Source organism: Novosphingobium sp. BF6, from assembly GCF_058273105.1.
Genome location: NZ_CM177775.1, coordinates 2,708,859 through 2,722,014 on the forward strand (window position 1 = coordinate 2,708,859; position 13,156 = coordinate 2,722,014).

The 13,156-nt window shown below is 66.1% G+C and carries 11 protein-coding genes; 7 read left to right on the forward strand and 4 right to left on the reverse strand.

From position 1 onward, the window contains the following. Window positions 1-4: 4 nt before the first annotated feature. The 3 genes from AC4D6D_RS13300 to AC4D6D_RS13310 form a co-directional block, all read right to left on the reverse strand. On the reverse strand, window positions 5-1,054 hold the full coding sequence (locus tag AC4D6D_RS13300; RefSeq protein ID WP_491325672.1) for a mannose-1-phosphate guanylyltransferase: 1,050 nt from the start codon (window positions 1,052-1,054) through the stop codon (window positions 5-7). A gap of 320 nt (window positions 1,055-1,374) precedes the next feature. Then, window positions 1,375-2,118 (reverse strand): TonB family protein, encoded by a 744-nt coding sequence (locus AC4D6D_RS13305; RefSeq protein WP_491325673.1) that lies wholly within the window; start codon window positions 2,116-2,118, stop codon window positions 1,375-1,377. Window positions 2,119-2,169: 51 nt separating this feature from the next. After that, entirely contained in the window at window positions 2,170-3,558 is a 1,389-nt protein-coding gene (locus AC4D6D_RS13310) for a helix-turn-helix domain-containing protein (protein WP_491325674.1), read from the reverse strand. Window positions 3,559-3,706: 148 nt separating this feature from the next. Between AC4D6D_RS13310 and AC4D6D_RS13315 the strand changes: the two genes are divergently transcribed. From AC4D6D_RS13315 to AC4D6D_RS13330, 4 genes are all read left to right on the forward strand, one after another. Beyond that, complete coding sequence (locus AC4D6D_RS13315; RefSeq protein ID WP_491325675.1) at window positions 3,707-5,299, forward strand: isocitrate lyase; 1,593 nt, start codon at window positions 3,707-3,709, stop codon at window positions 5,297-5,299. A 44-nt stretch (window positions 5,300-5,343) separates the two neighbouring features. After that, window positions 5,344-5,514: a hypothetical protein gene (locus AC4D6D_RS13320; protein WP_186829893.1), complete on the forward strand. Its 171-nt coding sequence runs from the start codon at window positions 5,344-5,346 to the stop codon at window positions 5,512-5,514. Between the two features lie 291 nt (window positions 5,515-5,805). After that, on the forward strand, window positions 5,806-7,911 hold the full coding sequence (locus AC4D6D_RS13325) for a putative bifunctional diguanylate cyclase/phosphodiesterase (RefSeq protein WP_491325676.1): 2,106 nt from the start codon (window positions 5,806-5,808) through the stop codon (window positions 7,909-7,911). 107 nt (window positions 7,912-8,018) lie between these two features. Then, window positions 8,019-8,948, forward strand: coding sequence for a 1-phosphofructokinase family hexose kinase (locus tag AC4D6D_RS13330; protein WP_491325677.1), 930 nt, complete (start codon window positions 8,019-8,021; stop codon window positions 8,946-8,948). 4 nt (window positions 8,949-8,952) lie between these two features. Here the strand turns inward: AC4D6D_RS13330 and AC4D6D_RS13335 are convergent, their stop codons facing one another. Next, complete coding sequence (locus AC4D6D_RS13335; RefSeq protein ID WP_491325678.1) at window positions 8,953-9,642, reverse strand: TetR/AcrR family transcriptional regulator; 690 nt, start codon at window positions 9,640-9,642, stop codon at window positions 8,953-8,955. Window positions 9,643-9,767: 125 nt separating this feature from the next. Between AC4D6D_RS13335 and AC4D6D_RS13340 the strand changes: the two genes are divergently transcribed. The 3 genes from AC4D6D_RS13340 (at window position 9,768) to AC4D6D_RS13350 (ending at window position 13,134) form a co-directional block, all read left to right on the forward strand. Then, complete coding sequence (locus AC4D6D_RS13340) at window positions 9,768-10,094, forward strand: 2Fe-2S iron-sulfur cluster-binding protein (protein ID WP_491325679.1); 327 nt, start codon at window positions 9,768-9,770, stop codon at window positions 10,092-10,094. 22 nt (window positions 10,095-10,116) lie between these two features. Continuing rightward, complete coding sequence (locus AC4D6D_RS13345) at window positions 10,117-11,376, forward strand: cytochrome P450 (protein ID WP_491325680.1); 1,260 nt, start codon at window positions 10,117-10,119, stop codon at window positions 11,374-11,376. 423 nt (window positions 11,377-11,799) lie between these two features. Further along, a complete protein-coding gene (locus AC4D6D_RS13350; protein ID WP_491325681.1) occupies window positions 11,800-13,134 on the forward strand; it encodes an MATE family efflux transporter in 1,335 nt (444 codons plus the stop codon). Window positions 13,135-13,156 lie beyond the last annotated feature (22 nt).

The following is a 13,156-nucleotide window of genomic DNA, read 5'->3' on the forward strand; positions in this document are numbered from 1 at the left end:
ATCCTTACTGGTTGACGGCTCCGGAGAGCTTTCCAACCTTTTGCACACCGTCAACGGTCGTGACCAGCACATCGTTTCCGTCGATCACGACAATCACGTTTTCCAGCCCGATCACCGAGACCCGCGGCCCGTCGCTGTCGACCAGGACATTGCGGCAATCGACCATTTCGACTTCGCCGGAGCCGCGCACGGCATTGCCCTGAGCGTCCTGCGGAAGTGCCTCGTGCAGGGCCTGCCAGTTGCCGATGTCCGACCATTCCATGTCGGCGGGGACCAGTGCGGCGCGACGGGTGTTCTCCATGACCGCGTAGTCCACCGAATCGCTTTCGACTTCGGCAAAGGTCGCGGCATCGGGATGAAAGCGGTGGCCGTCCTCGGCGCCCTTCCCGACCGCCTCGCGCACTTTGGCGGCGATCTGCGGGCGATGGGCGGCGAGTTCGGCCATGAAGTCGCCCACGCGGAAAGCAAAGATGCCTCCGTTCCAGGCGTAATTGCCGTCAGCGAGGAAAGACTTCGCACGTTCGAGATCGGGCTTCTCGACGAACTGGGCGGTGCGGAAGGCCTTTTCATGCCCTTCGATGGCTTCGCCGCGCTTCAGGTAGCCGAAGCCGGTTTCCGGCGCGGTGGCCTCGATGCCAAAGGAGACCAACCATCCGTCCTTGGCGAGTTCGGCGGCGGCGCAGGCAGCCTCGGCGAAGACTTCCGGACGGCCGATGTGGTGGTCGCTGGGGCAGACCAGCATGATCGCATCTTCCGGCAGGCGGCAGGCCGCCAGCGCAATCGCGGCGGCCGTGTTGCGCGCGGCGGGTTCGACGATGACCGATGCGCCTTCGACGCCGCGAAGCTGCGCCTCGACATGTTCGAGGTGCTTGGTCCCCGTGACCACCACCGGCGCCGCAAAGCCGCCGTCCGCCGGACAGCGCGCCACCGTCGCCTCGAACAGGGTCGAGTCGCCGACGAGCGGCAGGAACGGCTTGGGCATGGCGACGCGGCTGCGCGGCCAGAGCCGGGTGCCGCTGCCGCCGCAGAGAATGACGGGTACGATTTCGGGCATGTTCAGCAGGGGAGCGCTCGCAGCATGAAGGGAGAGGGAATTTTCCGGCGCGCTATTAGACGCACCTTCGACCAATGCAACAGGATCGATCCAGTCAGACTTCATCATTCACTCCTGCGCAGCGGATTTCCAGATGCAATCGAGCAACCCGCAATAGAGCAACGCGAATGCACCGGGAAAAGCGCCCGGAACCGGAAACTTCGTTTCGTGCCGCAAAGCTAGCGCGAACCGCGCCGCCCGTCTTGGCGGAACGAGACCAAACGAACCGGAGCCGCGCCATATGGAAAATGCCCCTTTTGGAGCAGGTTGCCGCGCATGGCTTACTCCTCCCCTTTGAGGAACCATCGCTGCCGCCAGCCGAATTCCGTCTCGACCGGATTTCCGGCGGCGTCCCGGCCCGGCCTGAAGCGGAAACGCTCGGTAGCGAGTCGGCAGGTGATCCGGTCCGCCTCGGCATCGGGACTGGGGCGAAGCACCCGGCAGGCCTTCACCCGCCCATCGATGCCGACTTTCAGGGCGATCACGACTTGCGACCCCAGCCGCAAGTCGCGGCTCTCGCGGGGGTAGTCGCGCGCCGAATTGATGTCTCCGGCGATCTTCACCGGCTTGGCGGCAATTCCTCCGCCGCCGCCCTGCCCGGAGCCACCCGCGGCTGCTCCGGTTCCGCTGCCGAGACCCGACGCGCCGGTTCCGGCGCCTTCGTCCCGCGCTCCGGAGGCGTTTTCGGTGCCCTTGCCCGCAACTGGCGGCGCCTCGCTCGGCCTGATCGCGATCGGCGCTTTCGGGACGGCGGTGTCGCGGGGCTTGGCGCGTTTGCCCGGCGCTCCTGCCGCGCCTTCGTCCTGTGCGGGTGACGGGTTCGGTTGTGGAGCGGGCGATGGCGGTGGTGGCGGCGTTTCGAGCGGCACGTCAAAGGTCTGCGTGAGCGATCCCACGATGGACGCGGCGAATTCAGGGGTGAAAGCGCGGATCAGCGCGGCGAGCGTCACGAAATGAAGCAGCGCGACCAGCGCGATCGCTCCCAGCCGCGTTTTCCGCGCCGGTTTGAGGTCGGCCTTCACCATGGCGCGGAAATGCCATGCGCTCCGGTGGCTTGGCAAGGTGCCGAGGGAGGATCAGCTTTCGGCGAAAGTGTAGGGCTGAGCGGCGCGGCGATAGTCGTCGGCCAGCACGTCGCGGCCGATGGGCGGCACCGAGCGGGCTGCGCAGTCGGCGCGCTGGCAGAGACGGCAGGTCACGCCGATGGGGGTCGCTACCGTCTCCGGCCCGGCGCCGTAGACCAGCTTGCCCGCCTCCTCCGCAGCACAGGCGAGTGCCACGGCGCGGGTGACTTTCATCCGCCCATGCCGCCCCTCGCCCGAAGTGACGGTGCGCGCGATCGAGAAGAAGCGCTGCCCGTCCGGCAGTTCCAGCCACTGCGTGCGCACTTCGCCCGGCCAGCGGAACACCTGATGCACAGACCACAAGGGGCAACCGCCGCCATGCGCCGCGAAGGGGAAGCCCGCGCCGTCCAGCCGCTTGGAGACGTTCCCGGCTTCGTCCACGCGCAGGAAGAAGAACGGCACCCGCTCCTCGCCGGGACGGTGCAACGTGGTCAGGCGATGGGCGACTTGCTCGAAACTGGTGCCGAACAGCCCGCAGAGCGCCTCGATATCGTAGCGCCGCGCCTCGGCCGCACGCGCGAGTTTGCCGTAGGGCATCAGGATCGCCGCCGCCGCGTAGCCCGCCAGCGCGCGGCGCACGAGCGTCGCCGTGGTGGTCTGCACAAAGGCAGCGGCGCGCACGACCGCCACGATGTCGCTGCGCATCGCGGTATGGGCGATGTGGGTGGCGATCTGGAACGCCCGGCTTGAGGGGCCGAGCGTGTCGTCGATCAGCAGTTGCTGGTTGTGCCGGTCGAACCGTCGCAGCGAATCGACCATGACGTCGGGCGGCAGCAAACGCACGCGCACGCCCCTGGCGGCGAGCCATGCGGTGGCACCTCCGGCCTGCTCGATCTCCGTGGCCAGTTCCTCGGCACGTAAGTCGAGGGTGTGGAAGTAATTGCGCGAAGCCCCGAGGAAGCGCTGCGCCTCGCGCACCGGCTCGTTCTCCTCGGCGACGGGACCCGAAGCGCGCTGCTCGGCCAGGGCCTGACTTTCGCGCGTATAGGCGCCGTGCAGCCGCAGCAGTGCCTCCGAAATGCCGGGAAAGCTCATCGCGAGATCGGCCACTTCCAGCGAGGGCAGGTCAATATCGGCGAACAGCGGATCGCGCAGCACCTCTCCCACGCGGCGGGCATATTCCTCGCCATCGTCCCCGGCGATATCGGCCATGTCCAGCCGGTAGGTCCTCGCCAGCCGCAGCAGCATGTCCGCCGTGACCGGGCGCTGGTTGCGTTCCAGCAGCGCGACGTAGCTGGGCGATATTTCCAGATCGTCCGCCATGGCCTGCTGCGTCAGGCCCAGTTCGCGGCGCAGGCGGCGCAGTCTGGGGCCAAGATAGAGAGGTCGTGATTCCGCCATGGCTCAGTAGTTTGTCATGCCTGCACATCTTTACAAGGAATATTTGTAAAGTTTGACAACCGGACTTCGCAGGCCGTTCCGCGTCGCACAAATGAGGGTTAGCTCAAGGTCATCGCCCAATACCATTTTTCGACGGGGACTTTTCGCAGTGACCTACCAGAGCAAGATCACCGAAGCCGGTCAGACGATCACGACCGAACCGAACTGGAACGGCATCGAGGCGGAATCGGTCGCGCGCATGCGCCTGCAGAACCGCTTCCGCACCGGCCTCGACATCGCCCGCCATACCGCGCGCATCATGCGCGAGGACATGGCCTCCTATGATCGCGACCCTGCCAACTACACCCAGTCGCTGGGCTGCTGGCACGGGTTCATCGGCCAGCAGAAGATGATCTCCATCAAGAAGCATTTCGGCACGACCAAGGGCCGCTACCTCTACCTTTCGGGCTGGATGGTCGCGGCGCTGCGCAGCGAGTTCGGCCCCCTGCCCGACCAGTCGATGCACGAGAAGACCTCGGTTCCCGCGCTGGTCGAGGAACTCTACACCTTCCTGCGTCAGGCCGATGCCCGCGAACTCGGCATGCTGTTCCGCGATCTGGACAAGGCACGCGAGGCCGGTGACGAAGTCGAGGCCAAGCGCCTTGAACACGCCATCGACAACCACGAGACGCATGTCGTGCCCATCGTCGCCGATATCGACGCGGGCTTCGGCAATGCCGAGGCGACCTACCTGCTCGCCAAGAAGTTCATCGAAGCCGGCGCCTGCTGCATCCAGATCGAGAACCAGGTCTCTGACGAGAAGCAGTGCGGCCATCAGGACGGCAAGGTCACCGTTCCGCACGAGGACTTCATCGCGAAGATCCGCGCGGTCCGCTACGCCTTCATGGAACTGGGCGTGGACGAGGGCCTGATCGTGGCGCGCACCGACTCGCTGGGCGCGGGGCTGACCAAGCAGATCGCCTTCACCCGCGAACCGGGCGACATCGGCGACCGCTACAACGGCTTCCTTGACTGCGAGGAGATCGCAGCGGGCGAGGTTGGCCACGGTGAGGTGCTCATCACCCGCGACGGCAAGCTGATGCGCCCGAAGCGGTTGCCCTCGAACCTCTATCAGTTCCGCAGCGGAACCGGCGAGGATCGCTGCGTGCTCGATTGCATCCATGCGCTGGAAAACGGCGCGGACCTGCTGTGGATCGAAACTGAAAAGCCGCACATCGGCCAGATCGGCGGAATGGTCAGCCGCATCCGCGAAGTGATCCCGAATGCCAAGCTGGTCTACAACAATTCGCCCAGCTTCAACTGGACGCTGAACTTCCGCCAGCAGGTCTACGACGCGTGGGAAGCAGAAGGCCGCGACACCGGCGCCTATGACCGGGCGAAGCTGATGAGCGTGGACTACGACGGCACGGAACTCGGCAATGAGGCCGACGAGCGCATCCGCACCTTCCAGAAGGACGCGGCGCGCGAGGCGGGGATCTTCCACCACCTCATCACCCTGCCGACCTACCACACCGCCGCCTTGTCGACCGACAATCTGGCGAAGGAGTACTTCGGCGAGGCGGGCATGCTCGGCTACGTCAAGGGCGTGCAGCGCCAGGAAATCCGCCAGGGCATCGCCTGCGTGAAGCACCAGAACATGGCCGGATCCGACATCGGCGACGACCACAAGGAATACTTCGCCGGCGAGGCCGCCCTCAAGGCAGGCGGCACGCACAACACGATGAATCAATTCGCTGCCTGAGGCAGCTGGGGAAGTTCCCCGCCAAGCAAGGAAAGGAAGGTACTATGACCACCATGACCACCGAACCGGCCCGCGCCCGCGCGGTGCTTTCGAACCAGGACTTCAAGCTGCTGCAGGAAGCCGTCCTCTACTACATGCGCGCGCATGAGGACGATCCGATCAGCTCGACGTACTCGAACCTCTACCACAGGCTCGGCAGCGCCACCCGGCGCTGACGACAACCTGAAACCTCCAGCGCCACCCGGCGCTGACGGGAAATACCGGAACGCAGGCACCCAAAAACGCCTGCGACCGGAACCACCGGCTCTTCGGAGCCGGATAACCTCTCAAGCGTTTTCCTGGGGAGGAAAACCAGGCCCGTCGCACTCCCCCTGCGGCGGGCCCTTGTTATTGGTTAACTTGCCGTCAAGAGTGTCGACCGGCATTGCAACGCATGACACCATCAGGCGTTGACGGAAATGTTAACATCTTGTGACATAACCTGATTCCAACACGGGGACGCAAAGTTGGTTCTGGTAACTTCGGAAGAGTACGAGCCGTTGGCAGGCGAAGCGCCACCGGGATCGCTCGACGCCGCACTCGCGGCAGCTTCCCGCGCGGAACGACGCCTGCGCGAGGCTATCGACGTGCTGCCGCAAGGCGTCGTGTTCCTCGACGAGCAGGGTCGCTACATCCTCTGGAACCGCAAGTACGAGGAAATCTACTGCCGTTCCGCCGATCTGCTCGAACCCGGCGCAAGGCTGGCAGACACGCTGCGGGTGGGTGTCGCGCGCGGTGACTATCCCGAAGCAAGCGGGCGCGAGGAAGAGTGGCTCGCAGACCGCCTGTCGCTGATGCAGCAGCCCGCTGCGCGGCACGAACAGCGCCTCGCCAACGGCCGCTATGTGCTCATCGAGGAACGCCGGACAGACGACGGCGGCTCGATCGGCCTGCGCGTGGACATCACCGACCTCAAGCAGAAGGAGGAAAGCTTCCGCCTCCTGTTCGAGCAGAACCCGCTGGCCATGCTGGTCCACGATCCGGAAACCGGCCGGATCCGCGCTGCGAATGCCGCTGCCTGCCGCCTGTTCGGATATGCTCCTGACGAGATCGAAGGCCTCGATGCCCGCCACCTGTTCGGCGGCGAAGCCTGGCCCGAGGCCGCGCGGATGCTCGAAGCCGACACGCCCACCTGCAATGCGGGCTGGACGATGTTCCGGCGTGACGGCGATGTGATGGAAACCCATGTGACCACCCATGCCTCGGCCATCGAGGGGCGGCCGGTAACGATCGCCTCGATCTTCGACATGACCGAGCGTCGCCGCATCGAACGGCGCATGGAATACATGGCGCGCCACGATGAAGTAACCGGACTTGCGAACCGCACGCATTGCCGCGAAACGCTGCACGACCTGCTGTCGAAGGCCTCACCCTCGGAAACGGTGACGCTGGCGCTTATCGACCTCGACAATTTCAAGACCGTCAACGACACTTACGGCCATCTCTTCGGGGATGCCCTGCTCGCCGAAGCCGCGCGGCGGATGCGCGGCCTGGTCCCGCCCGGCACCCTGCTCTTCCGTATCGGCGGCGACGAATTCGCGATCGTGTTCCGCAGGACGGACCTTGCCGAGGCCGAGCACGTGAGCAAGGCGATCATCGCCGCGCTTGGCGAAGCCTATCACGTCGACGGCAATACCCTGCACACCGGCGCCACCATGGGCATGGCCGCCGCGCCCCTCGACAGCAGCGACCCCGAGACGCTGCTGCGCTATGCCGACCTCGCGCTCTACGCCGCCAAGGCCGACCGGCGCGGCACCTGCCGCCGCTTCGAAGTCGCCCTCGACGAAGCCGCGCAAGCCAAGATCCGCCTTGAAACGGACTTGCGCAAGGCCGTGCAGGACGGCGAACTCGACGTCCACTACCAACCCCTGCTCAACCTCGAAACCGGTGCGATCGAGTGCTGCGAGGCGCTGCTGCGCTGGAACCATACGGAGCGCGGCCCGGTCTCGCCCGAAGTCTTCGTGCCGCTGGCGGAAGAACTCGGGCTGATCGACAGGCTCGGCAGCTTCGTCCTGCAGAAGGCCTGCCGCGAGGCGACGCGCTGGCCCGAACATGTGCGCCTCTCGGTCAATGTCTCGCCCGTGCAGTTCCGCAACGGCAACCTGCTGGGCACGGTCACCGATGCCCTCGCCGCCTCGGGCCTCAGCGCCGAGCGGCTCGAACTCGAAATCACCGAGGCGGTGCTGATGGAGCAAGGCCCCCGCCCCGCCGCGATCATCCGCAACTTGCGCGGTTTCGGCATCGGCATCTCGCTCGACGACTTCGGCACCGGCTATTCCTCGCTGAGCTACCTCCTCAACTACCCTTTCACCAAGATCAAGATCGACAAGTCGTTCATTCTCAACCTCCACGAGGAAGCCAGTTCCCGTGCGGTGATCCGTGCCGTGATCGGCCTGGGGCGCAGCCTCGGACTGACCGTGGCGGCAGAGGGAATCGAGAGCGACGTGGAGCGCGAATACTTGCGTTCCGAAGGCTGCACCCAGGGCCAGGGCTTCCTGTTCGGCAGGCCGCAACCGGGGGCGAAGCTGGAGTTTCCCGAAGGACCGCCGCCGGACAGACGCGACGCGGCCTGAGCACCGGACAGGTTGCAGGTCGAATAAATCCAGGACGACCTATCGTCGCTCCCCGCCTGCGCGGGGATGCATGAGAACCCGGCCTGTCCACGAAGGGAGCCGCCTTGATGAAGAGCATCGCCACGCTGACGATGAACCCGACCATCGACGTGTCCTACGATGTCGGCCAAGTGCGCCACACCCACAAGATGCGCACCGAAAACGAGCATTACGCGCCGGGCGGCGGCGGCATCAACGTGGCGCGGGTCTTCGTGCGGCTCGGCGGCAATGCGCGGTGCTTCTATCTCTCCGGCGGGGCCACCGGCCCGGCGCTGGACGGGCTGATCGACCTCCACCAGCTCGTGCGTACCCGCATCGCCATTGCCGGACCGACCCGCATCGCCGCCGATATTCTCGAACACGATACCGGAAAGGAATACCGCTTCACCCCCGCCGGTCCGCATGTCCGCGAGGCCGAGTGGCAGGAATGCCTAGACCGCCTCGCCGAAGCCGACTGCGACGTGCTGGTCATGAGCGGATCGCTGCCGCCCGGCGTACCCGACGATTTTTACGCGCGCGTCTCGCGCCTTATGCGGAAACGCGGGCGCGAGGTCGTGCTGGACAGTTCGGGCAAGGCCCTGGCGGCGGGGATCGCCGAAGGCGGCCTCCTGCTGGTCAAGCCGAGCCAGGGCGAATTGCAGGACTACATCGGCCGCAAGCTTGAGGATGTCGAGGCGATCGGCAAGGCCGCGATGGAGATCGTCGAGAGCGGCAAGGCCCGGCTGGTCGCGGTGACGATGGGCCATGAAGGCGCTGTGCTCGCCCGCACCGAAGGGCCGGTGTTCCTTCCCGCACTCAAGATCGACGCCGCCAGTGCGGTGGGCGCTGGCGACAGCTTCGTCTCCGCGATGGTCCATGCGCTGTGCCGGGGCGACAGCGAACTGGAAGCCTTCCGCCGCGGCATGGCTGCCGGTTCCGCCGCCGTCCTGCGCGCCGGCACCGATCTTGCGCGCCCGGCGGATATCGAAGGGATGCTGGAACGGATCGCCCCACTGTGATCCTTCAGGCGACGATCGCCCGCCTGCAAAAATCCCAGATCGCCGCGGCCAGGGCCTCTCGCTCGGAGAGGTCGGGAGCGCCGCCTTCTTCCTGGAGCAGGACGGTGTGCACCGTGGTCGAAACCAGGTTGTAGATCAGCCGCGCCTGCAAGTGCGGCTCGGCCGGACGGAATTCGCCATTCCCGATCCCCTCCGCGACCAGCCCGGCCATGAGATCGAGCAGAGGCTGGAGCGCGGCCTGTAGCTCGGCGGGACGGGACTGGGCGAGCCGCAGGTGCTCGCGGCTGAGCGCGGCGCTGCGCAGATGGGCGCCGCCTTCCATCCCGCCGTTCTGGCCATGGCCGAGCTGGCCGACGACAATGCCGGAAACGATGAGCCTCAGTGCTTCGGTCGGGCTGGCCACCTGCCGCGTCATCTCGCCGAACCGCAGCGCGGCCGATCGCAACGAGGAATCGAAGACCGCCAGCACGAGATCGTCCTTGCCCTGGAACCGCTCGTAGAAGGCGCGGCGCGCAAGGCCGGTGCGCGCCAGCACCGCGCGGATCGTCAACCCTTCCAGACCGGCCTCGTCGAGCAGGTCGTGCGCCGCTTCGATCAGCAGTCGACTACGGTCGTTCTCGCCGTCGTCGGACGCAGCGAAAGGGGCGGCAAAGGGAGCGGCGGGGGGAGCGGAAGTCGGACGCTGGGTGGCCATCGATCAAGGACTAGGCTCTCCGACGCGCCCGGTCCAGCCTCCCATTGACTCGCTGCCGATGTCCGCGTTAGACATTTTGAGAACAGCGTTCTCAGAAGCGCGACAACAGTCGAAGGGAGAGTTCGATGCCCAAGGTCACTTACGTCGATCACGAAGGGCGCGCGTCCGCCGTCGAGGTGGGACTCGGCGACAATGTCATGCACGGCGCCGTCTATAACGGGATCGACGGCATAACCGGCGAATGCGGCGGCGGCCTCTCCTGCGCCACCTGCCACTGCTACGTCGACGAGGACTGGGTGGAGACGGTCGGCGGCCCTTCCTCGCAGGCCGAGGAGGAACTTCTGGAAGCGGTGGCGGCGGAACTCAAGCCCGGCAGCCGTCTCTGCTGCCAGATCGAGATGACCGCGGCGCTCGACGGGCTTGTCGTCCACATGCCCGAACATCAGTTCTGATCCGCCGGAAAGGAAGAAAGCCATGCCCATCGACGCCGCCAATCCGGTTCCGCCGAACCTCCCGCGCCATGTCGGCATGGACCAGATCCCCGACCATGTCCCGGCCGAGCTTGTCCGCCAGTCCGGCCTGACCGTCGGCCCGGAATTTCTGGCCGCCCCCCACGATTTCATGGCCGCGCTCCATCACAAGCAGCCGCCGATCTATTACGACGTCAGCCCGATGGGGAACATGTGGCACCTCACCAAGCACGAGGATGCCCTGTTCGGCCTGCGCCATCCGGACATCTTCTCGAACGAGGGCGCCACCCCCTTCCCCCGCGATCCGAACGACTATTTCTACTTCATCCCGATCGAGATCGACCCGCCGCACCACCGCAAATACCGCAATATCGTCGACCCGGTATTCAGCCCCAAGGGCGTGCTCAAGCTGGAAGAGCTGATCCGCAAGCGCTCCAACGACCTGATCGACGCGATCGAGGCCAAAGTCGCTGCGGGCGGCACGTGCGAGTTCACCGAGGACTTCGGCCGCCCGCTGCCGGTCTCGGTCTTCCTCGACATCATGGGCCTCCCCCAGGCCATGCGCGACACGTTCGTGGAATGGGCGATGGAACTGCTCCATTCCAACGACCGCGCGATCATGGGCCAGGCCATGGCCAAGATCACCGCCTACCTCAAGGAAGCCATCGCCGAGAAGAAGGCGCATCCGGACGACGGCGTCGTCAGCCTGATCGCCCATGCAGAGCCCGACGGCGTGCCGCTCTCCGACAAGGAGATCTTCGGCTTCGTCTGCTTCCTGTTCATCGGCGGGCTCGACACCGTCTTCGCCACGCTCAACAATATCTGGCTCTGGCTGGCGCAGAACCCGGAGCAGCGGCAGGAGATCATCGACCGCCCGGAGGACATCGACCGGATCGTCGAGGAACTGCTGCGTCGCTGGTCGGTGACGTTCTCCGGCCGGGTGCTCGACCGTGACCACGAGATGCGCGGGGTGCAGATGAAGAAGGGCGACCGCGTCACCTTCATTCTGCCCGCCTGCAACTTCGACCCCGAAGTCTTTCCCGATCCGATGACGGTGGACTTCGACCGCCCGCGCAAGACGATCCTGGCTTTCACCGTGGGCGTACACAGCTGCATGGGGGGGCACCTCGCCCGTCTCGAAGTGAAGATCGCGCTTCAGGAATGGCTGAAGCGGGTGCCGAACTTCGACCTCCAGCCGGGCACCCGCATCGAGTACCGCCCCGGCGGCGTGATCGGACCGGAAGCGGTGCCACTGGTCTGGTAGCCTTCATGCATCACGAATGAACAATCGACTCCGGTGCCTGCAATTCCGCTTTGCGATCTGACGAAATTGTTGCAGAGTAATTGGCGAAAGGTCGCTTGCGGCTTTACCGGCGTTGGGAGAGAGCGCGCCGGGAAGGAAGTTAATTTCTTTCCGGCGCGCCGAATCTTCGCAGGCGCAACATCTTCTACAGACTACTTTTCAGCGCCCCGGCCCGCACAAAGCGGGCCGGGGCGCTCTCGTTATGTTGCATGCCCGTGAACGACGTTCGCAGTTGCAGCATGAACCTGAAAGCGTTCCGAAGCGAAGATTCAGGGAAAATCGAATCACTCTGACGCGCGTCCTCCGCCGAGTCGATTGGACGATTCGCCCCATGCCCGCCCGTCGATTGCCCCACTCAAGAGCCTGCGCTAATCGCGAACGACCTTGACCGAGCACCTCATCCAGCCCGCCCGAAGCCAGACCCGCCTGCTCTGGTCGATCGCCCTTCCCGCGATGCTGACCAATGTCGCCACTGCACTGTTCGGACTGGCCGACATGTGGGCGATCGGGCGCCTCGGCGACGCCCCGGCGCAAGGCGCGGTCGAGCTGGGCGCGAAATACATGATGGGCCTGCTCAACGTGTTCAACTTCCTGCGCACCAGCACCGTGGCGCTGACCGCCCAGAGTGCCGGACGCGGCGAGCGCAGCGCGCAAGGCGAGACCCTGGCGCGGGCCATGGCGGTGGCGCTGGGCATCGGCGCAGTGCTGCTCTGCCTGATGCCGCTGGCGATCCCGTTCGGGCTGGACCTGCTGGAAGCGAAAGGCGCGGTCCGCGAGAGCGCCCGGCACTACATCGCCATCCGTTACTGGGCCGGGCCGCTGTGGCTGGGCAACTGCGTGCTGGTGGGCTGGCTGATCGGCCAGCGCCTCGTCCGCCATGTGCTGGTGGTCGAAGTTGTAGCCAATATCGTGCACATCGCGCTAGACCTGTTCCTCGTGCTCGCGGTGCACTGGGGCGTGACCGGGGTGGCGACGGCGACCTTCTCCTCCGAGCTGTTCAAGTTCCTGGTGCTGGCCGCCCTCGTGCTCCGCCGGCCGGAGGCCCGCGCCGCTTTCGCCTCGGTGCGACAGCGGGCGACCTGGCGGCGCCGCGAACTCGCCCGCCTCTTCGCGCTCAACCGCGACCTGTTCCTGCGCACCCTGCTGCTGACCGCCGCCCTCCTCGCCTTCGCCCGCACCGGCGCGCAGGCCGGGCCGGTCACGCTGGCGGCGAACGGCATCCTGTTCCAGCTGTTCATGCTGGCGACGCTGCTGCTCGACGGTTTCGAAAGTGCCGCGCAAGTGCTTTGCGGCGAAGCCCTCGGCGCCCGCGACCGCAGCCGCTTCACCGCAACGGTCCGCTCGGCGCTGCTGTGGGGCGCGGTCATGGGGCTGATCCTGACGCTCGGCTATGCGCTGGGCGGGCGCATGCTCGCAGCGGCCTTCACCACCGCGCCGGACGTCATCGCCGCCACCGCCACTTATGCGCCCTGGCTGGTGCTGCTCCCACTGCTCGGCGTCTCGGCCTATGTGCTCGACGGCGTGTTCGTCGGCGCCGGATGGACGCGGGCGATGATGGGGACGATGCTGGCGGCGATGGCGGTCTACGCAGCGCTGCTCTGGGAACTGCATCCCTGGGGCAATCACGGCCTCTGGGCCGCCTTCACCCTGTTCTTCGTGATGCGGGCCTGCGCGCAGGTGGCCGTACTGCCGCGCCTCGTGCGGCGCAGCTTCTCCTGAACAAGCAAAAGCCGCCGATGCC

What these genes read in the sequence shown, in the direction of transcription:
- AC4D6D_RS13300 (WP_491325672.1), bottom strand. Translation starts at nt 1,054, where the DNA reads ATGCCCGAAATCGTACCCGTCATTCTCTGCGGCGGCAGCGGCACCCGG.
- AC4D6D_RS13305 (WP_491325673.1), bottom strand. Translation starts at nt 2,118, where the DNA reads ATGGTGAAGGCCGACCTCAAACCGGCGCGGAAAACGCGGCTGGGAGCG.
- AC4D6D_RS13310 (WP_491325674.1), bottom strand. Translation starts at nt 3,558, where the DNA reads ATGGCGGAATCACGACCTCTCTATCTTGGCCCCAGACTGCGCCGCCTG.
- AC4D6D_RS13320 (WP_186829893.1), top strand. Translation starts at nt 5,344, where the DNA reads ATGACCACCATGACCACCGAACCGGCCCGCGCCCGCGCGGTGCTTTCG.
- AC4D6D_RS13330 (WP_491325677.1), top strand. Translation starts at nt 8,019, where the DNA reads ATGAAGAGCATCGCCACGCTGACGATGAACCCGACCATCGACGTGTCC.
- AC4D6D_RS13335 (WP_491325678.1), bottom strand. Translation starts at nt 9,642, where the DNA reads ATGGCCACCCAGCGTCCGACTTCCGCTCCCCCCGCCGCTCCCTTTGCC.
- AC4D6D_RS13340 (WP_491325679.1), top strand. Translation starts at nt 9,768, where the DNA reads ATGCCCAAGGTCACTTACGTCGATCACGAAGGGCGCGCGTCCGCCGTC.
- AC4D6D_RS13345 (WP_491325680.1), top strand. Translation starts at nt 10,117, where the DNA reads ATGCCCATCGACGCCGCCAATCCGGTTCCGCCGAACCTCCCGCGCCAT.